Annotated in this window: 25 protein-coding genes and 1 pseudogene; 14 read left to right on the plus strand and 12 right to left on the minus strand. The window is 40.1% G+C overall.

Features of this window, described 5'->3' with window-relative positions; translation table 11 throughout:
- Positions 1–252: 252 nt before the first annotated feature.
- Positions 253–2,061, plus strand: a complete 1,809-nt coding sequence (dacB, locus tag ACDX78_RS05800) for a D-alanyl-D-alanine carboxypeptidase/D-alanyl-D-alanine endopeptidase (protein ID WP_486026095.1) — start codon at positions 253–255, stop codon at positions 2,059–2,061.
- 276 nt (positions 2,062–2,337) lie between these two features.
- On the opposite strand, the gene ACDX78_RS05805 is transcribed toward dacB, so the two are convergent.
- Complete coding sequence (locus ACDX78_RS05805) at positions 2,338–2,802, minus strand: glycine zipper domain-containing protein (RefSeq protein ID WP_486026096.1); 465 nt, start codon at positions 2,800–2,802, stop codon at positions 2,338–2,340.
- An 819-nt stretch (positions 2,803–3,621) separates the two neighbouring features.
- Between ACDX78_RS05805 and ACDX78_RS05810 the strand changes: the two genes are divergently transcribed.
- Together ACDX78_RS05810 and ACDX78_RS05815 are read left to right on the plus strand one after the other, a co-directional pair.
- Positions 3,622–4,848 (plus strand): MFS transporter, encoded by a 1,227-nt coding sequence (locus tag ACDX78_RS05810; RefSeq protein WP_486026098.1) that lies wholly within the window; start codon positions 3,622–3,624, stop codon positions 4,846–4,848.
- On the plus strand, positions 4,845–5,075 hold the full coding sequence (locus tag ACDX78_RS05815; RefSeq protein WP_486026100.1) for a Rossmann-fold NAD(P)-binding domain-containing protein: 231 nt from the start codon (positions 4,845–4,847) through the stop codon (positions 5,073–5,075). Before ACDX78_RS05810 ends, ACDX78_RS05815 begins: the two co-directional genes overlap by 4 nt.
- 421 nt (positions 5,076–5,496) lie before the next feature.
- Here ACDX78_RS05815 and ACDX78_RS05820 read toward each other — a convergent pair whose 3' ends face one another.
- Positions 5,497–5,619 (minus strand): hypothetical protein, encoded by a 123-nt coding sequence (locus tag ACDX78_RS05820; protein ID WP_486026102.1) that lies wholly within the window; start codon positions 5,617–5,619, stop codon positions 5,497–5,499.
- A 416-nt stretch (positions 5,620–6,035) separates the two neighbouring features.
- Here ACDX78_RS05820 and ACDX78_RS05825 point away from each other — a divergent pair, with 416 nt between their 5' ends.
- The 9 genes from ACDX78_RS05825 to ACDX78_RS05865 all read left to right on the plus strand — a co-directional run bounded on the left by ACDX78_RS05825 (position 6,036) and on the right by ACDX78_RS05865 (position 11,046).
- A complete protein-coding gene (locus ACDX78_RS05825; RefSeq protein WP_486026103.1) occupies positions 6,036–6,737 on the plus strand; it encodes a response regulator transcription factor in 702 nt (233 codons plus the stop codon).
- A complete protein-coding gene (locus tag ACDX78_RS05830; RefSeq protein ID WP_486026105.1) occupies positions 6,734–8,206 on the plus strand; it encodes a sensor histidine kinase in 1,473 nt (490 codons plus the stop codon). Before ACDX78_RS05825 ends, ACDX78_RS05830 begins: the two co-directional genes overlap by 4 nt.
- On the plus strand, positions 8,199–9,275 hold the full coding sequence (locus ACDX78_RS05835) for a LolA family protein (protein ID WP_486026107.1): 1,077 nt from the start codon (positions 8,199–8,201) through the stop codon (positions 9,273–9,275). The genes ACDX78_RS05830 and ACDX78_RS05835 overlap by 8 nt, the downstream gene beginning before the upstream one ends.
- Before the next feature lie 22 nt (positions 9,276–9,297).
- Positions 9,298–9,585, plus strand: a complete 288-nt coding sequence (locus ACDX78_RS05840) for a DNA-binding protein (protein ID WP_486026109.1) — start codon at positions 9,298–9,300, stop codon at positions 9,583–9,585.
- Between the two features lie 140 nt (positions 9,586–9,725).
- On the plus strand, positions 9,726–10,040 hold the full coding sequence (locus ACDX78_RS05845) for a DNA-binding protein (protein ID WP_486026110.1): 315 nt from the start codon (positions 9,726–9,728) through the stop codon (positions 10,038–10,040).
- Between the two features lie 12 nt (positions 10,041–10,052).
- A complete protein-coding gene (locus ACDX78_RS05850) occupies positions 10,053–10,256 on the plus strand; it encodes a hypothetical protein (RefSeq protein ID WP_486026112.1) in 204 nt (67 codons plus the stop codon).
- A 19-nt stretch (positions 10,257–10,275) separates the two neighbouring features.
- Positions 10,276–10,446: a hypothetical protein gene (locus ACDX78_RS05855; RefSeq protein WP_486026113.1), complete on the plus strand. Its 171-nt coding sequence runs from the start codon at positions 10,276–10,278 to the stop codon at positions 10,444–10,446.
- A 98-nt stretch (positions 10,447–10,544) separates the two neighbouring features.
- A complete protein-coding gene (locus ACDX78_RS05860; RefSeq protein ID WP_486026115.1) occupies positions 10,545–10,757 on the plus strand; it encodes a hypothetical protein in 213 nt (70 codons plus the stop codon).
- Between the two features lie 106 nt (positions 10,758–10,863).
- Positions 10,864–11,046 carry a hypothetical protein gene (locus ACDX78_RS05865; protein WP_486026116.1) on the plus strand — a complete coding sequence of 61 codons (183 nt, stop codon included), beginning with the start codon at positions 10,864–10,866 and terminating at the stop codon, positions 11,044–11,046.
- A 179-nt stretch (positions 11,047–11,225) separates the two neighbouring features.
- On the opposite strand, the gene ACDX78_RS05870 is transcribed toward ACDX78_RS05865, so the two are convergent.
- Both ACDX78_RS05870 and ACDX78_RS05875 read right to left on the minus strand, forming a co-directional pair.
- On the minus strand, positions 11,226–11,801 hold the full coding sequence (locus ACDX78_RS05870) for a general stress protein (RefSeq protein ID WP_486026117.1): 576 nt from the start codon (positions 11,799–11,801) through the stop codon (positions 11,226–11,228).
- A 127-nt stretch (positions 11,802–11,928) separates the two neighbouring features.
- Positions 11,929–12,096 (minus strand): aspartyl-phosphate phosphatase Spo0E family protein, encoded by a 168-nt coding sequence (locus tag ACDX78_RS05875; protein ID WP_486026119.1) that lies wholly within the window; start codon positions 12,094–12,096, stop codon positions 11,929–11,931.
- 158 nt (positions 12,097–12,254) lie between these two features.
- On the opposite strand from ACDX78_RS05875, the gene ACDX78_RS05880 reads away from it, so the two are divergent.
- Positions 12,255–13,010, plus strand: a complete 756-nt coding sequence (locus ACDX78_RS05880; protein ID WP_486026120.1) for an AAA family ATPase — start codon at positions 12,255–12,257, stop codon at positions 13,008–13,010.
- A gap of 149 nt (positions 13,011–13,159) precedes the next feature.
- Here the strand turns inward: ACDX78_RS05880 and ACDX78_RS05885 are convergent, their stop codons facing one another.
- From ACDX78_RS05885 to ACDX78_RS05915, 7 genes are all read right to left on the minus strand, one after another.
- Positions 13,160–13,990: an ABC transporter permease gene (locus tag ACDX78_RS05885; RefSeq protein ID WP_486026121.1), complete on the minus strand. Its 831-nt coding sequence runs from the start codon at positions 13,988–13,990 to the stop codon at positions 13,160–13,162.
- On the minus strand, positions 13,990–14,976 hold the full coding sequence (locus tag ACDX78_RS05890; RefSeq protein ID WP_486026123.1) for an ATP-binding cassette domain-containing protein: 987 nt from the start codon (positions 14,974–14,976) through the stop codon (positions 13,990–13,992). The genes ACDX78_RS05885 and ACDX78_RS05890 overlap by 1 nt, the downstream gene beginning before the upstream one ends.
- A 23-nt stretch (positions 14,977–14,999) precedes the next feature.
- Positions 15,000–15,317: a hypothetical protein gene (locus ACDX78_RS05895; protein WP_486026125.1), complete on the minus strand. Its 318-nt coding sequence runs from the start codon at positions 15,315–15,317 to the stop codon at positions 15,000–15,002.
- A gap of 131 nt (positions 15,318–15,448) precedes the next feature.
- Positions 15,449–16,033: a TetR/AcrR family transcriptional regulator gene (locus tag ACDX78_RS05900; protein ID WP_486026126.1), complete on the minus strand. Its 585-nt coding sequence runs from the start codon at positions 16,031–16,033 to the stop codon at positions 15,449–15,451.
- A gap of 158 nt (positions 16,034–16,191) precedes the next feature.
- A complete protein-coding gene (locus ACDX78_RS05905) occupies positions 16,192–16,983 on the minus strand; it encodes an ABC transporter permease (protein ID WP_486026127.1) in 792 nt (263 codons plus the stop codon).
- Positions 16,976–17,902, minus strand: coding sequence for an ABC transporter ATP-binding protein (locus ACDX78_RS05910; protein WP_486026128.1), 927 nt, complete (start codon positions 17,900–17,902; stop codon positions 16,976–16,978). The genes ACDX78_RS05905 and ACDX78_RS05910 overlap by 8 nt, the downstream gene beginning before the upstream one ends.
- Before the next feature lie 12 nt (positions 17,903–17,914).
- A complete protein-coding gene (locus ACDX78_RS05915; protein ID WP_486026130.1) occupies positions 17,915–18,487 on the minus strand; it encodes a helix-turn-helix domain-containing protein in 573 nt (190 codons plus the stop codon).
- Between the two features lie 277 nt (positions 18,488–18,764).
- Here ACDX78_RS05915 and ACDX78_RS05920 point away from each other — a divergent pair.
- Positions 18,765–19,178, plus strand: a pseudogene (locus ACDX78_RS05920) (PaaI family thioesterase); the annotation flags it as partial.
- Positions 19,179–19,217: 39 nt separating this feature from the next.
- Here the strand turns inward: ACDX78_RS05920 and ACDX78_RS05925 are convergent.
- A complete protein-coding gene (locus ACDX78_RS05925) occupies positions 19,218–19,724 on the minus strand; it encodes an HXXEE domain-containing protein (RefSeq protein WP_486026131.1) in 507 nt (168 codons plus the stop codon).
- Positions 19,725–19,748 lie beyond the last annotated feature (24 nt).

Here is a 19,748-nt window from a genome sequence, read left to right on the forward strand (position 1 = left end):
AACTATTCCCTGCTCGTTTTATAGTAAAACGTGTTCCTTTTTCTTTTCACCCCTAACCCTAAGTAAAGGTAAACCTTTTTTCCTATGACGTGCCCAGTTTGTTAAATCACCGGGAGCATAGTCACAGCTCTGTCCCGTGTGTTGCGGCCATATTCTAGGCACTTTGAACGAATTTTTAATAAAAAACCCATTTCAACTATATTTTCTGCTATGATAATATTCAAACTATATTAAAAAGGATGTGAATTTAAAATGGTGTCAAAATTAAATATGCAAAAACTATTTTTGTTTCTATTGATCGCAGTCTTGGCGATAATGCCATTTGCTGCTCAAAGTGACATTTTTTCTGTAACCGCTACCAATGACCTCACAGAGGAAGAATTCCTGGAAGATGCCACAATTGAAGAGAAAATGCTGGCCATCTTGGATAATCCACATCTACAAGGAGCGGTTGCTGGTGTAAGTGTCATGCAAGCGGACACAGGTGAAGTATTGTATTCCCGTGACGGTGATATCCGCTTGCACCCGGCTTCCAACATGAAGCTTTTTTCAGCCGCAGCAGCACTGGAAGTACTTGGAGAAGACTACACATTTTCTACGGAAGTACTGACAGACGGGGATATGAGTGGCCCTGTATTGCATGGTGACTTGTTTTTAAAAGGGAAAGGAGATCCGACGCTACTAAAGGAAGATTTTGATCAGTTTGCCATGGATTTGAAAGATCAGGGAATTGACAAAATCAATGGAGATCTGGTTGGCGATGATACATGGTATGATGATGTCCGACTTTCCGGCGGTATCACTTGGTCGGATGAGCCTTATTATTATGCATCACAAATTTCTGCATTAAGCCTTTCTCCGAATGAAGATTATGATGCAGGAACAGTCATTGTTGAAGTTACGCCTTCGGAAGATGAGAGTGAGGCCGAAGTTACTGTTATACCGGAAACTGATTATGTAAATATCGTCAATAATACGGAAATGGTGCCTGCTGGAGAATCAAGGAGTATTTCCATCGTGCGTGACCATGGTTCAAATGATATTGTAATCGAAGGAACCATGCCTGAAGATGGTGCGCTGCAGCGTTCCTGGGTTACTGTCTGGGAGCCAACAGGCTATGCCGTGGATGTTTTTAGAAAATCAATGGAAGAGCAAGGTATTGAATTTATCGGAAATTCCGATGTTCGTATGGATGAAACACCTGAAGATGCAAATATACTTACTTCTAGAGAATCCATGCCGCTTGATGAATTGCTTGTCCCATATATGAAATTAAGCAATAACGGCCATGGAGAAGTTTTGACGAAAGAAATGGGTAAAGTAGTGCATGATGAAGGAAGCTGGAGTCGAGGACTCGCAGTCATGGAAGATGCGATCAGTGAATTAGGAGTTAACACAGATACGATAGCTTTCCGTGACGGTTCTGGTATGTCTCATACAAATCATATACCGGCTAACGAGGTTGCCCAGTTATTGTATCATGTCCAAGATGAGAGCTGGTTCCCTGCGTTTGAATACTCATTGCCGATTGCCGGTGAGAATGAGCGATTTGTGGGCGGAACATTGCGTAACCGAATGACTGAAGGTCCTGCGCAAGGGAATGTAACGGGAAAAACCGGTTCACTCAACACTGTATCTGCTTTATCAGGTTATGTGACTACACTGGATGGCGAGGATTTGATCTTTTCCATACTTGTAAACAACTTTATAAGTGCCAGCTCAAACATAAAAGGTATTGAAGATGAAATAGCCATCATGCTTGCAGAGCATGAGTTTTCAGATGATCAAGGTGGCACACTGCCGGGAAGTGCGCTAGAACTGATAGAAATTGTTGAGCTTTATGAGGATGAGGGGGCGTTTGAAGACAGTGATACTGTACGTGCCCTTACAATGCATCTCACTTCAGTAGCGCAATTTGAAAATGAGGAACAAGCGGATAGGGTAATTCAGCATTTGGAAAATTTTAGTCTACTGTTGGATTCCTACCAAGATAGCATCTCACAGCAAGCTTATCAGGAAATAGCAGCAGGTGCTGATCACTTACTGGAGCAGTGGCAGTGAGACAGAGGTAACTGTCTTATCAGTTGAATAAACTATTACCAACGGAGTTCTATGGATTGGCAGCAGGCATCTGTAGTTCTCCGTTTTACTTAACAGCTGAAAGTCCTCTCCATGCGTTTGTGCGGGGAGGACTTTTTGTTATGGAGGTTTCTTTTGAATAGAGTATATATGTATAGTAAGAAAAATAAAGAAGCTGGTCTCCTATATAATCAAACGTACAGATTATCCTTATTTACCACTTTTCACAAGGAGGTAAAAAAATGCTCCGTTTTACAGCTACAAGACCATTCCCTTTTTCTCCGCATCTGCATCTAACCCTGCTCCGATGGCGACACCAATTCCAAATCCGATTGGCAAACCCAATCCAATATTATCAAATACTAGCAGTCCCAATACGACACCTATTCCTGCCCCCATGGATATATATATACTTAGGTAATACCCCTTTGTCACCAGTTTGTGTTCTTTCTGCAGATGGGCACTAATGTCATCTATTATTTGTTTATGCTGCTTAATATCCTCTTCTGTCAGTTGATCTGACTTATCCCTTAGCTGCATGATATGGTTCTCCAAATCAATAAAGTGTTGATCGCATGCTTCACAATCGGGTGAAAAGGAACTCAGTTTCTGAATGATTCGATCACACTTTTCCAATTCAAGTTTTTTAGCAATTTCCTCATCAACAGTTTTTCCAAGTTCATTAAGTATTGTTTTAAGCTTATCAACTCGTTGACTGTCCATAGCTTGACCTCCTGCTGTCATGCACGTTAAGTGAATCCAATTCTAAATTTGCCTTCTTTATGACACAATACTAACATAATTTTCGGATGGTTAGTGGAGTCTTTGAAGAAAATTTAGTTGTTGAGCTATGCAATCGCTCGCTAATAGTACTATATTACTTCATTGATTATTTACTTCAGGTACCAGAACATTTATCCAAAGAACTGGCAAATGAGGTTCACCCGTATATGGGAAAGAAGCTTGCACAAACAATATAGGCAGAAAAAACGAATCCATCACAAACATTGGAAGAAATTTTTGCTGAGTTATGGGAAGAAGTAAAGGCAGAAGGCGGGAAAGTGCACTGTCCTGCCAATTGAATAAAGTACCACCAACGAAGACCTATAAACTGGAAGCAAGCATTTGTAGTGCTCCATTTTCCTGAAGCTATGAAAAATTCACTGTTTACTATATTGGATTATTGTATTAAAATATCGATAATATCGAAAAGCGAAGAAGAGAAGAGTACATGTATGAAAGCATAACAGAGAACTCCAGCTGCTGGAAATGGAGAATGCCGTCGTACATGGAATCAAGCCTCGGAGCTGCATATAGGATTTTACTTTTTAGTAACTGATGATGTGCCGGTTTCTCCCGTTATCGAGATAGAGTATAAGCATAATCGATATTATGTCGTACTTAAAAAGGTTTCTGTGGCGACACAGAAGCAAACTGGGGTGGCACCGCGAACTTCCAAATTCAAGAAGTCTCGTCTCCAAGGATAACCTTGGAGGTGAGTTTTTTTATTAAAATAATCTTGAATTGGGGAGTGAAAAAGAAATGCGTGATGCTACTTGGAAATATCCGATTTTACTTTTAATGGGTATTGGCGTATCCAACTTAGGTGCCTGGGTTTATTTAATTGCGTTAAATTTAATTGTACTGGAAATGACCGGTTCTCCGTTGGCGATATCCATACTATATATATTGATACCAGTCGCAACTTTATTTACTAATTTTTGGTCAGGCAGCTTTATAGATCGGTTAAACAAAAGAAATTTGATGATTTCCTTAGATGTCATTAGAGCCATTTTTATATTTGTATTGCCATTTATGGATTCACTTTTATTGATATATGTAAATGTTTTTCTGATCAATATAGCAAGCTCCATTTTCGAACCAACATCCATGGTTTATATGACAAAACTAATTCCCAAAAAGGATAGACAAAGATTTAATGCACTGCGGAATTTTATAAATTCATGTGGTTTTATTTTGGGTCCTTCTGTTGCAGGATTCCTTTTTATATTCGGGTCGCCTTATTTTGCCATTCAATTAAATGCGATCGCGTTATTTATATCCGCGGTTATTATTCTTTTCCTTCCTAATTTGGAATGGGGAAGAGAAAATGTGTTTTCTGAAAACCTCAGCATGAAGTTAATCATTAATGACTGGAAAAAAGTGCTTCATTTCAGCAAATTTAATATTCATATCAGCCTGGTTTATTTCCTGTTCAGCGGAATGACTGTATTTATGACCGCCTTGGATTCTCTGGAAGCTGCATTTGCCACCGAGGTTCTTTTTTTATCCGAAAGCGCTTATGGTTTCCTTGTAAGTATTGCAGGGATTGGCATTATAGCAGGTTCACTCATCAACGCTTTATTCGTGAAACACTTTACACTTAATATTTTAATTGGAATGGGTGCGATTTTTACACCGGTTGGATATATCATCTTTGCCTTTTCACAGAACTTTATTTGGGCGTCGATAGGTTTCTTTACGTTAACTTTCGCTTTGTCGTTTGCAAACACTGGCTTTTTAACCTTTTACCAAAACAATGTATCCGTAGATATTATGGGCAGATTTTCCAGCTTACTAAATATGCTGGAGGCATTGTTCATCATTCTGTTAACAACAACCATAGGATTATTTGCTGAGTTATTTGAGATTCGGCCGATTTATATTATAAGTTCTTTTGGTTTTCTGATACTAGGCATGATGATCAACATAGTTGTATTTGATCGATCGAAAAGAGATTATTATTATCAGGATGGAGAAGTAATATGAAACACGCAGCGGTAGTCGGCGGTACAGGCATGTTATCAGGTTCATCACTTTGGTTGCTGGAAAATGGGTATCATGTGTCAATCATTGCCAGGAATGCCGACCGCATGAATAGACTGATGGAAAAGACAAGCTTTCAGAGCCGGGTGACCCCCATTTTGGTGGATTATAAAAATAGTGATGAGCTAAAAAAGAAAGTAGATGCAACCATGTTCAATTGGGTTTTATGATGGAGGGTGCTCATTCAAGATGGTTAACGCATCAGGAAATTTCCGATGGTGTTATTGAAGCAATTGAGCAACCGGAGAGAATTCATACCATTGGGCAAATTGAGCCGTGGGAGAAACGACCATAATGAAGCGGTTATCTCCATTCAAAAATCCATACCCTTTTCAATCATTAAGGGTATGGATTTTATATGGAATGAAGGCCTCCCAAAACGACGTTATATTATAATGCTTTATTTTTTGTACTTGGTCCAATTTCCACTTCCATTTCACCTGATGCTACCTTATCGAGATGCCACCAATTCTTCTTGGGGCTCAGTGGATGTAGAGAAATCGTAAACTGTTTTTATATGTTCAACCATAAGGTCAACATTTTCCACCAGCTCGAGGTCATACTTCATTAATAGAATTCGCTCTTTTACCATCAGATGGTAGATTGCTTGTTTAAACGACTTCGTAAATGAAGGATATTTATTGTTTCAAATGGACTTACTTCAAAAACAGAAACATCTTGACCATATGGTTCGATATCCTTCAAGTAACTCATTTTGTGAATACCTCCTTAATCTTCCCTAGGTACTGACAACCTTTTGCAGCAGATAAATAATTAGGATAATTATTTGCAATAATTCTATTGTTCTCCATCAGTAAAAACATAATAGTTTTGTAAGAAAGTTTGTTTGAAATAAATATATATTTCACTGTCCTTTACTTCAGTATATTCATTATAAGCTTATTATAATCGATTAGCTGCCAATTCTGTCGAATATGAGTTTTGGGTTTTGTTTTATTTAAATGGTAAATATCATTTCCTCTCCCTGTATGAAGTGAGAGGGGATTACTTAAATCAATGTGACCTGTTCCTGTAATCCCCATAGAGGTATAATCAATTATAAAGAAATAATAAAATATACGGTAAGCCAATTTTGCCATGCTATATTACATATACAGGAGGAATCATTCATGCAAGCAAGCATTTTACTGGTGGAAGACGATCCGGAAATCGGCCGCATTGTCCGGGATATGTTTGTACGTGAAAACTACCATATCACCTGGGCGACGACTGGGCTTGAGGGCTGGGAAGATTTTCAGGAAATGACGTATGACCTGGTGCTGGTCGATCTCATGCTTCCGGAAATGGACGGCTTTACATTATGTAAAAATATCCGCTTAAAAAGTGATGTCCCTATGATTATTATCAGCGCGCGCAAAGAGGATGAAGATAAAATTGAGGGGCTGCATCTCGGGGCGGATGATTATGTGGCGAAACCATTCAGTCTGGCGGAGTTGACAGCAAGAGTGGAATCTCACTTGCGCAGATGGCGGCGGTATCAGGGTGTGCCGGAAGAAAAGAATGTATCGACCTACATGTACGGGTTATCCATCGACTGGGATCAGCACCAAGTGATGATGGAGGATGAAGCGCTCCCCCTAACCTCGCTTGAATTTAAGCTGCTGGAAGTTCTGGCGAAACATCCGGAGCGTATTTTTTCCAAAAAAGAATTATTTGAGCATGTCTGGAATCAAGTGGAAGCCGACGGAGCGCATACGGTCACCGTTCACATAAAATCATTAAGAGAAAAGCTCACGGACCCGGTGAAAACGCCGAAGTTTATCCAAACAGTGTGGGGCCAGGGCTACCGCTTCATAGGAGAGTTTGCATGAAAATAAAAGCTTGGTTATTATTATCTTATTTTATTGTCATGATTCTACCGCTCATCGCAGCTTACCTTTTGCTTGGATGGATCAACTCCTACAATGATGAACAGAAAGTAGCAGAGCATATTGAGGTAACATCGGTGCTGGAAGAAGTGAAACAAACATTGGATCAGCCGGGATTATACACACCGGGTGGAGATATAGAAGAGGTTGAAGCACTGGCAGGGAAAAACCTGTCGATTGCGCTTTACAATAGGGATGGTGTCATCATCTACACGTCCAATCCTTCCTTTGCGTCAACCCATCATAGCCTGGGCAGAGAGCATTTGTACGAAGACCTGTACACCTTGGAACAGGGTTACCGGGCATATACGTACAAACAGCCGGTTTTTGAGAATAATGATTTGGCTGGATTTTTTCATGTGCAAATGGGTCGGGATGAATGGGTAGCAGGCGTGGAGAACCGAGGTTATCTTGTCGGAGCAGTATTTTTGCTTGTTTTCACCCTCATTTATATTACCGTCATTCGCATGGTAAATAAAAAATTGAACACACCTTTAACGGGATTAATGAATAACATGACCGCTTTTGCCATGGGTCAGCCTGTGGAAGAAAAACCGGTAAAAAATGATGAGGTAGGCAAAGTAACAGAGCAATTTTATGACATGAGCCGCCAGATTATTACCGCCCGGGAGGCTGTTGAACAGGAGCAGCAGGCAAAGGAGTACTTGATTGCCAGTGTGTCGCATGATTTGAAAACACCGCTCACTTCTATCAAAACATATGCTGAGTCCTTGAAAGCTGAAAACGACTTAACCCCGAAGGAGCAGAAAGACTATCAGAATGTGATTGCGGAAAAAGCGGACTTTATGCAGCACATGCTGGATGATTTATTAACCTATACCTTGCTGCAGTCGCGGGAGCATGACATGGAGCTGGTTCCGGTAGATGGAAATGAATTTTTTGACATGCTCGTGGCGGATTACGAACCCTTAAGTAAACAAAAAGGCATAGCACTTCATGCCTGTGCAGAAGTGGAAGGGATGTATAAAGTAAATCCGAAGCAAATGATGCGCGTTGCAGATAATCTAGTCTCCAACGCAATGGCGCATACACCGGAGACGGGAAAGATCTGGATTGCGGCAGTGTCGGATAGTAAAAAGCTCACTGAAACTCTGTTTGATTTTGTACCGGAAAAAGATGTTATACAGGAAGCTGCCGTATATTTTGTTGTGCAAAATGAGGGGGAAGGAATTTCTCCCGATAAATTGACGTATGTGTTTGATCCGCTCTACCAGGCGGATGAAGCAAGAAGCAAAAATGACAAGAGCAGAACAGGTTTGGGACTGAGTATTACAAAACAGATTATCGAAAAACACGGAGGAAATGTACAGATATTTTCAAGAGAAAATGTCGGCACTTGTGTTGTTTGCAGTCTGCCGGCAATGAAAGAGGAAGGGATATCAAATGAATAAAATTAAAACAGCATTATTGCTTGTCGGGGTAATGATTATGGTCGCTGGATGCTCGGAGGAATCAAGTAATTATTCACCGGAACAAATGATTAATCATGCCATGGCGGAAGAGGAGCTGCCGGCTTATTATGCAGAATCAACGTCAATAATCAGCACAGAAGACAATGATGAAGAGACAGTATTCATGAAGGAGTGGCGAAGTGAGGATGGAAAAATCCGGATAGAGGCGGAAAATGCAGCAGGAGATGACAGATCGATCGTTGTAAATGACGGGAGCAGCGTCATTACGTACCAAATAGACGAGAACCAGGCGATTGTCATTGATGATGAAGAGCTGTTGGAATTTAATCAGCCATCCCCCAAGGAGCAGGCAAATACCATCTTGGACATCATCCGTGACAGCCATGAAATTTCCAGTGAGGGGGATGGCGAGGTCGCCGGGCGTGATACATACCATCTTGTTGCCGAACCGAATGATGAAAACAGTTTGTTCGGCGAACTGGAATTATGGATCGACAGGGAGAACTGGATGGTTCTGAAAATGATTTCCTGGACAGGAGACCAAATGACGGAAGTAGTATATACGAAGTTCGAGCAGGATGCGGAAATCTCCGGGGATAAATTTACACTTGATATACCTGACGACGCCGAAATAACAAATTTAAATGACTTTAACAACACGGAAGAGATCACACTGGAAGATGCAGCAGATGGGGTAGGAAAACCTTTTTACTATTTCCCTGAAGAAGAAGGAATGGAAATCAGCAACATTGAAAAATTCGATATCGTCGAACAGACAGAGGTCAATATAGAATATACGAAAGAAGATGTGCCATTTGCGACATTGGCTGTATCTGAATCACCGGAGGATATAGATGATGATTTTACAATGCCAGATGAAGAAGAGGTTACGGTACGCGGCGTGGATGGAACGTTTACGGATACAGATGGTTTACGCCTGCTGAATTGGCAGGAAGACGGTTTGACGTATTCCATGATTGTCATTGATCCAAGTATCGAGGTGGAAGACCTGCAGCAATTAGCGGAGCAGATGGAGTTGGTGGAATAGACGAATAGGAGAGGGTGTAAAAATGGACTTGGACTTTTTCTGGCTTGCGGTGGGACTTGCTGCCATCGGATATTTTATTGGGGATGGGTTAAAAAACTTTAAGAACCCGAATGCATTGGATGTATTGGAATCAGATGATGGTTTGGACTTGATCAAGGAAAAAAATATCCATCACTTTCTAGGCATTTCCAAAGAGGATGCGGCGTCCTTGTTAAAGGCCTATCCTGATATCCCCTATATGAAGATAAATGATAATATTTATTATCCAAAAGCAAAATTGCGTGAGTGGATGAAAAACGACACAAAATAGAGCAGCGGTATAAGCATAGATTAGTTGCGGTTAAGAAGGACGCTTTCCGCGGGGGCTTCGGTTATCGCAGTTACGCTGCCCTCCACAATCAATGGAAAAAATCGAGTTATGAAATAGTGGACATGAATGGGTGAATAAGGATGGGAATGGAACTTATTTGGCTTGCTTCAGTGTTTCTCGCTGCGGGGATTGCTGGAGGGCTCGCTGCAGCTGGATATTTTATTGGTGAAGGGTTAAAAAACTTTCAGAATCCTAATGCAACAAAAGTATCCGAACCAATTGACAGTTGGAATTTGATCAAAGAAAAGAATATCCACCATTTTCTAGGTATTTCCAAGGAGGATGCGGCTTCCTTGCTGAAGGCCTATCCTGATATCCCCCATATGAAGATAAATGATAACATTTATTTTCCAAAAGCAAAATTGCGGGAGTGGATGAAGGGTGACGTAAAATAGGGAGGTATGCGAATGGATTGGCTGCAGTCTTATGATTTTCTTGCACCAACGAATCCTTATGCTGCTTTATTCTTCGGGGTGACTTTTACTATCATTATAGCCACCGTGGTTTGGTTTGAAACGAAGGAAAAGAAAACGGTTGTCGTACTTCTTTTCATTGGGTGTTTGTTGTCACTGATCTTGGTATCGGTGCTAAATTTCATTGGGTTTTATTGAATGTATGAGGTGTTATGTGATGAGTGAAATGATATTTGTGTCAGCATTAGTATTTGTGTTTTCTACGTATCAGCTGTTCCAGGTTTTAAAAATGAAAGAAGCGCCAAACGGAAACAAGGTGACAGCCTGGTTGTTATATGGCGTGATGTTAGTTGCAGTGGCAGCGATAAATGTGGTTTTTTATAGTTAGGTTTAGTGCCTGAATTCAAGTGTAAAAATATTGCATCCGGTACTGGTACTTAACGGGTTATATGATAGACTGCTCAGAGCAGAAAGGGAATGTAATATATGATAAAACTTACTCCATTTGGAAAAGCGAACTTTGGATTGGGTGTTATATTTTCCATTCTTGGTACATTCTTGTTTATTGAAAAGTTCAATGAAGCATTTGTATTCGAGGAACAATATCTTTCATTATCATTTCTTTGTCTTGGAATGGCATTATTTTTTGTCTCATTATTTGCTACAAATGGTCAGGAGGACGAGGAAGAACCTGCATGATGATTGATGCCTTTATTAGATTATGAACACGCTGTAATGCGCATTTGTTCCTCACCAAATCGTCATATAAATGGAACGAATATCTGGCAAAGCTGTGGAGGTTGTAGTGATAAACTGGCCGGTATTAAAAGATATACAGTGGCTGACTTTTCAGTTAACATCAACGTTATCAGCTGTCATCGGGGTTATTATGGCAGTTGATAATAATAATTACTGGGTGATATTTGTCTTTTTATCGTTGTTACTATTAACTTTAGGTGTGAATAGAACAGTGAAATTAACAGAATGAATTAACGCTTGGACAGAGGTAAATCCTATCCAAGCGTCTTCGTGCGTTGGATTTTCCCTTGATTTTTGTGATGAAAATGCAACGAAAATAATGTGCTATTTGTTATTTAATATCAGGTTTCTGTACACTCAGGGAACGGTTTACTTCACCCAGCATTTTCCCTAGTTCAAAAAAACGACTTACCAATTATTTGCACTCCTGCTTCCAACAGTCACACGATCGGGATACATCGATTTATTTTCCGTATCATAGGTCATGAAAGTTTCATACACTTTGTGCTCGTTCTCAGCGTCTGCTTCAACCAAGACAATCACTTTTCCATTCTTAAGAAAACGCTCGTACTGCTTCGCTTGTTCTTCCGGCATGCCGAGTCCTACGAGGGCGCCAATGATGCCACCGCCACCCGCTGCTACTGCTGCACCAGTCAGTGCTGCTGCCAGCGGTCCTGCTGCTGCGACTTGGCCAATGCCGGGAATCGTCAGCAGGCCAAGACCGACAACCAGTCCGCCAAGTGTGCCGAGTACACCGCCGGAGGCTGCTCCGATACCGGCACCTTTTCCAGCATTTTTTCCTCGTCCTTCGTCATTGGTTGTTACACCAGTATTCGTTTCATCTTCGAGCACTTCTGCCTTGTTTTTGTCATGGGCGAAAACAGAAATCCCCTTCGAGCTGTAGCCCTGGTCCATCAGTTCGTGAATCACTTTTTCGGTAGTAGCTACATCAGAAAAAACACCGCCGATGATTTTTTTATCCATATTAGACCTCCCTCTGTAAACTCTTTCAGTGGACTATACCCGCTGCGAACAGATTTATGCATAATCGAAAAAAAACTTCAAGATTTTCTAATAAAGAAAAAAGCACATGGCTATAGAGAGCACATGCCTATTTCACCCCTTCATGTTTTTTAAGTTTTTCCAGCTTGTTCAGTAGTTGATCCAAATGTTGAGAAATGTTCATGACCTGCTCATAATTGTTTTGTTTTCCGGAAGCTTGATACATTTTGTTTCGCTGCTCTTCTATCTGGAACTCTAATCTCTTTCTATTATCCAAATGATTCACTCCATTTTTATTTTTAATTATACTATATAGGCATAGCCATTTTATGCATAATCAAAACCTGTTTCATAGGTAAATAGAATTAATATGAATTGTTTAACTGCTTGTGATAAAATCATCTTAAACAATCGAACGATAAAAGGTGTATACATATGAAATTAACTAAGGCGACACAATTCATTAAAAGTGCGGATTTAAAAAGAGAGGAAGTGCCTTCGTTTGATGCATTTCCGTTCCATTTACCGGTAGTGCGCAATTTCCGGCACCTCCAATTCCATCCGAATGTTACCTATATCATTGGGGAAAATGGGATGGGAAAGTCAACATTACTCGAAGGAATTGCCGTGGGTCTCGGATTTAATCCGGAAGGTGGGACACGCAACTTTAATTTTTCCAGCTATGATTCCCATTCGGACTTGGATCGTTATTTGCGCATTGCCAAGGGAACACGAAGACCAAAGGATAATTTCTTTTTCCGTGCAGAGTCTTTTTATAATGTAGCCACAAATATTGAAGAGCTTGATCAAGGAGGTGGAGGCGGGAAAATTATTGATTCCTTTGGCGGGACTTCCCTGCATGAACAATCGCACGGGGAAGCATTTTTTGCGGCATTTCTCCACCGGTTCCGTGGTAATGGAATTTACATATTGGATGAGCCGGAGTCAGCACTTTCCCCACTGAGACAAATGTCGATGCTGAGCAGAATTCATGAATTAGTAAATCAGGGAGCGCAATTTATCATTTCTACGCACGCCCCGATTTTAATGGCGTATCCGGAGGCATCTATCATTGAATTAACCGAAGAAGGGATGCAGGAAACCAGCTTGGAAGAAACAAGTCACTATAAGGTAATGAAACAGTTTTTTGAGAATAGGGAACGGATGCTGCATCATTTGCTGAATGATTAACAGCGTGCATGAACTTTATCATGGATAATTAGCGTAAATAAATTCCGTATAGCCAATACACCAGTAGCAATTTTTGCTGGTCGGCCCCGCCCTCTTCCAGTTCTCTCATAAATTCTGTAAATGGATTGCAAGAGGGCGGAGCAGACTTATCAGTTATTTTTATTCCGATATAAATACATGGTTATCGGTGCAAATATACCTGCTGTAATTGTACAAACAAGTAATAGCGATCCTACCTGCGTCAGCGTAGCAGCCCCATGCATAGCATCACGCACAGTATTCACAAGAATAGAGACAGGGTTCACATCAACAAAACCTTGCAGCCAGACAGGCAAAGTTTCCGGCTCAACAAATACATTGCTGACAAATGTAAATGGTACAATTAAAATGGTGCTAACCATGATCAGTGACTTTTCCGTTTTGAGAATTAATGCAAGCATAATCCATAGCCACGACAAACAAAAAGAAAAAATGAGCAGCAGTGTGATTGCTATTACTATCCCCATTATACCGCCATCCGGCCTAAAGCCAAGAACAAATCCTAACACAAGCATAATCATTGCTGCGATTGTATAGCGCGCCATATCAATAAGTAAAGTGCCCACAAGTCGGGATGGCAGCCATATTGGCAACGTTTGAAAACGGTCAAATACGCCTTTTTCAATGTCTCGTTTCAGGTCTACACCAGTATACATGGTTAGCATGGTTATCGTCATAGCGAGTATGCCTGGCAGGATAAACTGCAGGTACTCAGCTGTCGATCCTGCAATGGCACCCCCAAATAAATAGGTGAACATCAGCAAAATAATAACAGGAAAAACCGTGAAATCAAAAAGCTGGTCAGGAACATGTTTAATTCGCAGGAGCGCTCTCCATGCAAATGTCAGTGAAGAAGATAAGGCATTTCCTGTTGGTTGTTCCTCCGGTGTCAGTAGGACGGATGATGCTTTATGGTCGGGTTTATTTGAACTTTGATCCATTATATTGCTTTCTCCTTTCCGTGGTTGTGAAAGGATTGACTGGTTAGCTGCAGGAAAACTTCATCCAGGCTAGGCTGGCCAAAGGAAAAATCATGGATACGGATATTTTTCGCTTCCAATTTACGCATCTCTTCCATTGCCATTATGGAATCATTCACAGGTGCTAAAAGTACAAACGGATCAGCACTGGTCAAAGAAGCTTCATACCGGGCTGATAATACCCTTTTTGCTTTAGCAAATTCCTTTTCATCCGGGAAACGAACCCGTAAGGCACCCATTCCCATGGATGCTTTCAATTCACCAATCGTTCCTTCTGCAATAATCCTTCCCTTTTTAATAATAGCAATGCGGTCTGCCAAATAGTCAGCCTCCTCCAGGTACTGTGTTGTCAGCAATACTGTCGTACCTGCTTCTTTTAACGCCCGTATGATGTCCCAAACCTGGCTGCGGCTTTTAGGATCCAGTCCTGTAGTTGGTTCATCAAGAAAAAGTATTTTCGGCGTGTTGACCATACTTCCTGCAATATCTATTCGCCGCCTCATACCTCCCGAATAGTTTTTCACCTGACGCTTGGCTGCTTCTTCCAGTCCAAAGGCACTTAATATTTCGCTTGCACGGATTTTTGCCTGTTTTCGAGGATAACCCAATAATCTTGCAATCAGCACAAGGTTTTCCATCCCCGTCAGATCTTCGTCCAAAGAAGCATACTGGCCAGCCAGACTGATCTGTTTTCTGACTTCTTTCGGTTCTGCTGCAAGATCCTTGCCGAAAATTTTTACTGTACCGCTGTCCATTGAAGTTAATGTAGAAAGCATTCGTATCGTTGTTGTTTTTCCTGCTCCATTTGGTCCCAGGAAACCATATATGATTCCTTGGGGAATGCTTAAATCCACCCCATTCACGACTCGGTGTTTTTCATATGCTTTTACAAGACTTTTAGCTTCAATAGCTAAGCCTGCGGATGTTTTATCACTCAAAATGATCACCTCTTTTATAAATCTATTTCAATTTATTTAAGGACAAGACTGATTAACCAAATAGCAAGTGCTGTGATAATAATATAGGTTATGAGGGATACGCCAAAATCCATTGGAGCCTGCCATGTATAAAGTACCAGCAATAAAGCAGCAATAAGAATAGCAGCGATAATCAGTACGGCAGGCGATTTGAGAATAGCCAGGCCACCTGCGATCAAAACAATGCCGCTCACTGCAAAACTCAGAAAATCAAGCCCTAGCCACTGATTCATTGGAAACTCAAAGAAACCCCAAAGTGTAATGATGATCCCGATAACTAACAATGACCACCCTAAAATTTGCAATCCCATTGTACGTCCTCCTTTTTGTTTTGTTATTTTTTCTGGTTGATTTTGCATATGTTTCATCCCTTTCTTGAATGAATATATTTTTCATTCATTCATTTTATTTCAAAAATATACGCCACAACAATCGGTGGCGCTTATTTCTTTGCAGTTAATCCATCAACAATCATTTCAGCCAGTAGCTCCAACACCTGCGGATAATGCTGACTTCCGACTTCTTCCTTGTGGTTATCAACGACTACTAATGCATTGAAGAGCGCAAGCATGGTGTCCAGATCGATATCCTGCCGGAACTGACCGGACTTTCTCCAACGTTTAATATTTTCGATCAGAAAACTGTAAACATAACTGTGCTGCCAAAAATCAGACTCCTGAATATACTCCCTGATCAACTGGCTAAATTCCGTATTCTGGTACCATTCAGCTAAAATGGCATTATCTTCACTTATCTCAATGATCGCTTTCAGAAATTTTTTCATCATTTCCTTAGGCGGCTGGTCAGGATCAATTTGTGAAACAATTTGGCGTTTTGCCTCCTCATTTTCAGCCTGATAAACCTCGTAAAAAATTTGTTCCTTGGATTCAAAATATTTGTAAAAAGTACCTACAGCAACCTTGGCACGCTTGGTAATTGCAGCAACATTTGTCTTTTTAAATCCCTGTTCCAAAAACAGTTCACGTGCAGTACCAAAAAGCAGTTTACGTTTATCAAGCTGGTTCAAGTTTGCACCTCCTTAGTAAGTGAATGAATTAAATTTTTATTCATTCAAATTATAAGTGCTAATTATTACATTGTCAATAGTTACTTCGTGTTTGTTTTAAACCGGATTAAAAATTATAGCATTTTCCTTCACTAATCCAACGAAATCATGGGCTTCCGTTATGCAGTTATATCCCTCTTATTAAATATCCACCAAGTCAGGATGATAAAAACAAGGAAATAAACAGCCAGCGTAATGACAGAAAAGGTCATCGTCAACCCTTCTATAAAAGAAGCGCCGCCAATGTGCTGTCTTAAGTTCAAATGAGCAAACAAAATGTACTTAGCCCAATCGTATTGATGAAGCGCGATCACAATATTCGGACCGGAAAACCTTAAAAAGATCACAAGACCAATGGCCATGGCACTATTACGAAAAATAGTAGAAATCATAAAGGCAATGGTAATCATCATGAGCATATCTATAAAGACAAATGCAGTGGTACTGATAAGGTGAGGAATAACATTTTCTACCGGTCTGCCGGTCATGGTTATTAGGTTTGCTTGAGAGGGAGGCTCAAATCCGAAAAATATCCCACCGACAACCAGAGTCAGTGCAAATGTACCAATCAGCATGCCAAGTGAAAAAGAAATAGTAGCGATATATTTAGAAAACAGAACTTTGGAACGGCTAATTGGGCGTATGAGTAACAGCTTAATCGTGCCTTTCGAAAACTCACCCGGAATATTCCCCGCAGCGATAATGACTGCGTATAAAACAATAATGGAAACATAAATTTCTACATTAACATATAGAAATTCCCACATAGATGCAGGGGAATCAGGCAAATAACGATGGATGAAAGCCGCAGCAAACACAGCTAAAATTAATGAACCATACATTATTTTGGTTCCAGAACGACGATAGATTTTCATGTGTTCATTTTTAATACATGCAATTAATTTAGACAATGGGCTGACCTCCTGTTACTTCAATAAATTTATCTTCCAGCGTTTTCTGTGCTGATGTAATGCTGTATATGTTAATTCCTTTTTTTACGAGTGCTTTTGCGACTTGCGGAACCTGATTGTATTCCAGATGGACTTCGAAAGTCTTGTCACTTATGATAAATGACTTCATATTTAACTGCTGTTGTACAGCTTTTGCTGCTAAATCAACGCGGTCAACGGTAAAAGTTACGGTCCATTGTTTTTCTGTTTCAACGAAGCCACGTACTGATTGGACATCAATTAACTTTCCGTGCTGGATAATACCTATACGGTCACACATCATCTCCATTTCAGCCAGGAGATGACTCGATACAAGCACAGCCATGTTTTCGTTTTTTGCTAACGTGATTAAAAGCTGGCGGAACTCACGAATACCTGATGGATCCAATCCATTTGTCGGTTCATCCAATATGAGTATAGAAGGGGAGTGCATAAGCGCTTGACCCAACCCCAACCGTTGGCGCATCCCGAGCGAATACGTCTTCACTTTAGCTTGAATGGCATTTTCCAACCCAATCAATTGAATGATTTCCTGGATACGTTTTGTTGAAATACCGCCAGACATACGGGCAAAATGAATCAAATTTTGATAGCCCGTTAAATAATCGTATAACTCGGGATTTTCAACGATGGCTCCTACATGCGCGATCGCCTGCTCAAAGTCTTTTTCAATGTTCACACCGTTCATGAATACCTTGCCTTCAGTCATTGACACTAATCCAACAAGCATTCGAATGGTGGTCGTTTTGCCTGCCCCATTTGGTCCTAATAATCCGAAAATCTCCCCGGGATATATATCTAAGTTTAGATCGTTTACAACTGCCTTGTTGCCAAGCGTCTTACTAACATTTTTTAATTGTAAAATGGGTTTATCGTCCATAAATGTTCACCTCTATTGTTTAACTTCATGCTTCAAATTGTTTTTAATCACTTTTACTCCCTGAACCACATTCCAAATAACCACACCTATCGTGATTACAGCAAAGGTGGTTATCCCAATAACAACCAGAAGGGAATCAGGCTGATCTGCTCCTGTTAAATATACAGGCAGATAAAATACTGTCATCATAATAAAGTACAGAATCACCGGAATAGCATGTGATAAGAATGCTCTTTTGCCATGTCCTTTTATGTCTGTTTCGCCAACAAGCATTGTAATAAAAGGGAATAGGAAAGGAGCGAAAAAAATACTGAAATAATTTAATGATGTTAAAAGACGCCTGTTGGATATGATCCCGCCTTTTACTATTATTCTCTGTTGAAAAACTTTATCTTTTTTAATGAGTTCATCTATGCTGATATCAAACAATTCACTAAGCGTAATTAAATTTTGGATATCAGGATACCCTTTATCACTTTCCCATTTGTAAACAGCTTGACGGGAGACATTCAGTTTTTCCCCTAATTGTTCTTGAGAAAGATTTTGACTCTTGCGCAACGCCCGAATTTGTGCACCAATTTTCATTGTCATCCTCCTTTGGTTTTAGTGTATAGGAACCATTCTAAAAAATCGATAAACCCTTGGTATACATATGACAACTATCTGTTTACATGGATGTGAAAGCTGTTTTACCGTTAGTCAGATGTTGGGTCAGTATAAGTAAAGGAACCGGGAATAAGTCCAAATACCAATCAATGATTGTGCTTCTAAGTTAAACAGAACTAAATTTCGCGCCTGCATTATTAAATAAAATTCATTAAACTACGACGAAGTTTATGGAAAAGTAAAAAAAGACCCATACACACAATCGATGGGAATTCAGTTAACAAAATTTGAGGCTGGCATCACGGAAGCCGTTTTAGAAGTGCAAAATCATATGGTAAATGCATATGGCACGGTGCACGGGGGTGTTATTTATGCATTGGCGGACTATGCCTTTTCTGCAGTTTGTAATGCTTATGGGAGAACATCGCTTGGGATAAATACATCCATACAGTTATGGAGTCAGCGAAACTGGGGGAACAACCTAACAGCCCGTGCAACAGAAGAAGTAAAGCGAAACTTTCGAACAGGATTTTACCAAGTAGAGGCCTTTCATGAAGAAAATCTTATAGTAACCATGGAGGCAACGTCTTATCGTAAAAGTCATTACTTTATTGAATTGGAAGATGAAAAGAGAAAGAATGAAAATAGCCTGTATCTAAGGTGGTTTTAGATACGTGCTTTATTATTTTGATATTGGAATTTTATAATTTCATCCCCATTTCTCAGCTATTTTATGACTTATCAGTAATATGGGAATGAAAAGTATTGTAACGAGGAAAGCGCTTACTATTGTGCTGGCATCGAGAATGCCTTCGTTATGAAAATTGGAAAATAAAATGACGTTGTATGGGATAATCAGCATGATCGTAGTCCATAACCCTGGAACATATTTTCTTAGAAATAGCGATTGAACGGGGTGTGTAAGGATATTTAATGCAAAAAAGATGTTTAAACCCAGAAATAAAAAATAATGATTTGTTGTGACTGTGATCAGTATTAAAATGGAAGCTGCGATGAAAAGGACACATACAGCAATAGAAAACTGGGAAGAAGTTATGCTCCTGAATGGTTCAATCTCCTTTCTGGCAAAAGGGGGTATTTGCTCCATGACACGAGGATAAGTATTTTTGAACCACTTCTCCATCGTAATTATTTCTTCAAAGTTATGGAGCATGAAAATGATTAGAAAAGACCATATTAACAGATTTATATCCATAGATATTCCTCCCGCAAATTCGAT

Origin of the sequence: Virgibacillus oceani, from assembly GCF_041521345.1 — a bacterium.
Lineage (GTDB): Bacteria > Bacillota > Bacilli > Bacillales > Amphibacillaceae > Virgibacillus_N > Virgibacillus_N oceani_A.

Excerpts from the sequence above, each read along its gene's own strand:
- dacB (WP_486026095.1), top strand. The coding sequence starts at position 253 with ATGGTGTCAAAATTAAATATGCAAAAACTATTTTTGTTTCTATTGATC.
- ACDX78_RS05805 (WP_486026096.1), bottom strand. The coding sequence starts at position 2,802 with ATGGACAGTCAACGAGTTGATAAGCTTAAAACAATACTTAATGAACTT.
- ACDX78_RS05810 (WP_486026098.1), top strand. The coding sequence starts at position 3,622 with ATGCGTGATGCTACTTGGAAATATCCGATTTTACTTTTAATGGGTATT.
- ACDX78_RS05815 (WP_486026100.1), top strand. The coding sequence starts at position 4,845 with ATGAAACACGCAGCGGTAGTCGGCGGTACAGGCATGTTATCAGGTTCA.
- ACDX78_RS05820 (WP_486026102.1), bottom strand. The coding sequence starts at position 5,619 with ATGAGTTACTTGAAGGATATCGAACCATATGGTCAAGATGTTTCTGTT.
- ACDX78_RS05825 (WP_486026103.1), top strand. The coding sequence starts at position 6,036 with ATGCAAGCAAGCATTTTACTGGTGGAAGACGATCCGGAAATCGGCCGC.
- ACDX78_RS05830 (WP_486026105.1), top strand. The coding sequence starts at position 6,734 with ATGAAAATAAAAGCTTGGTTATTATTATCTTATTTTATTGTCATGATT.
- ACDX78_RS05835 (WP_486026107.1), top strand. The coding sequence starts at position 8,199 with ATGAATAAAATTAAAACAGCATTATTGCTTGTCGGGGTAATGATTATG.
- ACDX78_RS05840 (WP_486026109.1), top strand. The coding sequence starts at position 9,298 with ATGGACTTGGACTTTTTCTGGCTTGCGGTGGGACTTGCTGCCATCGGA.
- ACDX78_RS05845 (WP_486026110.1), top strand. The coding sequence starts at position 9,726 with ATGGGAATGGAACTTATTTGGCTTGCTTCAGTGTTTCTCGCTGCGGGG.
- ACDX78_RS05850 (WP_486026112.1), top strand. The coding sequence starts at position 10,053 with ATGGATTGGCTGCAGTCTTATGATTTTCTTGCACCAACGAATCCTTAT.
- ACDX78_RS05855 (WP_486026113.1), top strand. The coding sequence starts at position 10,276 with ATGAGTGAAATGATATTTGTGTCAGCATTAGTATTTGTGTTTTCTACG.
- ACDX78_RS05860 (WP_486026115.1), top strand. The coding sequence starts at position 10,545 with ATGATAAAACTTACTCCATTTGGAAAAGCGAACTTTGGATTGGGTGTT.
- ACDX78_RS05870 (WP_486026117.1), bottom strand. The coding sequence starts at position 11,801 with ATGGATAAAAAAATCATCGGCGGTGTTTTTTCTGATGTAGCTACTACC.
- ACDX78_RS05880 (WP_486026120.1), top strand. The coding sequence starts at position 12,255 with ATGAAATTAACTAAGGCGACACAATTCATTAAAAGTGCGGATTTAAAA.
- ACDX78_RS05885 (WP_486026121.1), bottom strand. The coding sequence starts at position 13,990 with ATGGATCAAAGTTCAAATAAACCCGACCATAAAGCATCATCCGTCCTA.
- ACDX78_RS05895 (WP_486026125.1), bottom strand. The coding sequence starts at position 15,317 with ATGGGATTGCAAATTTTAGGGTGGTCATTGTTAGTTATCGGGATCATC.
- ACDX78_RS05910 (WP_486026128.1), bottom strand. The coding sequence starts at position 17,902 with ATGGACGATAAACCCATTTTACAATTAAAAAATGTTAGTAAGACGCTT.
- ACDX78_RS05915 (WP_486026130.1), bottom strand. The coding sequence starts at position 18,487 with ATGAAAATTGGTGCACAAATTCGGGCGTTGCGCAAGAGTCAAAATCTT.
- ACDX78_RS05925 (WP_486026131.1), bottom strand. The coding sequence starts at position 19,724 with ATGGATATAAATCTGTTAATATGGTCTTTTCTAATCATTTTCATGCTC.